Annotated in this window: 1 protein-coding gene; it reads left to right on the top strand. The window is 30.6% G+C overall.

Translation table 11 applies throughout. The features are described 5' to 3' along the window. The first annotated feature begins 211 nt into the window (after positions 1-211). Positions 212-997, top strand: coding sequence for a ParA family protein (locus tag KVT27_RS23265; RefSeq protein ID WP_217582034.1), 786 nt, complete (start codon positions 212-214; stop codon positions 995-997). Positions 998-1126: the final 129 nt, after the last annotated feature.

Genomic DNA, 1126 nt, shown 5'->3' with positions numbered 1-1126 from the left:
CACAAAAAATGATGTGTAATAGCTGCCTTTAATTTCACATACCGTAATGAATTGTAAATATTAATATTTTGAAAGATTATTAATGGGATTATTGAATCAACAACGAAATATTTTATGTGTGATAAAAACAAATTAATAAAATGCTAATATTAACATTAATGTTATGATAATTTTATGAAATGGTTTTATTAAGAGTGCGGGAGGTATGAAAATGGCTTATAAATTGGCTTTTGTGCAAAATAAAGGCGGTGTATTGAAGTCTTCTATGACTGTAAATATTGCTGGCTTATTTGCTAAACAAGGAAAAAAAGTATTAATCGTTGATGCTGATCAGCAGGGTGACGTTCTACTGTCATTCGGTAGAAATCCGGATGAATGCAAGATAACATTGTATGACGTTCTTGTGGATTATGTACCGGCAAAAGAGGCAATTATTAATGTCTATGAAAATATTGATGTATTACCTTCCAATTCTGATATGGGTTTATTAGATTTTGATATTCTGCCAAACCAGGATAAGTATATTAATCCATATCTTTTATTGAAGGTGGCTTTAATGTCTATTGAAAAAGAGTATGATGTTATTCTTTTTGATAGCCCGCCTAGTTCCGGATTGATTCAAAGTAATGTCATTTGTTGTACGGATAATATCATGATACCTTTCCAACCGGAAAAATATAATGTTAGATCGTTAATTAAATTAATGGATGCCTTAAATGGATTCCGTGAACAAAATAACCCAAGTCTAAAAATAACCGGTGTAGCGTCTACACTCGTGCAAAAGAATACGGTTTTACATCAGACTGTTATGCTACACGCGAAGGAATTTTGTACATCTGAAAATGTACATTATTTTGATGCCTTTATACCTAAAAGTATTCAGTTTGCTAACGCAATCGCTAATGAAGAATTACCATTAACATTAGCAAAGAGAAATAATGTACTTGCATATTACTATAAAAATCTGTTTAAGGATCAGAATGATGTTGACTCGTAAAGTATCTAATCTTTTCCCAAATAGCGCGACAAGAGATAAAGAAAAAGAAATAGAATCAAAAAAACAACAAAATGATAACGTTAATATTAATGTTAATGTTAACGAAACAGCAACAAAACAAGAACAAAA

Source organism: Lysinibacillus sp. GbtcB16, from assembly GCF_019091145.1.
Lineage (GTDB): Bacteria > Bacillota > Bacilli > Bacillales_A > Planococcaceae > Lysinibacillus > Lysinibacillus fusiformis.
Note: the sequence above shows the minus strand (reverse complement) of the source record. Positions and strands in the feature narration are given on the sequence as shown.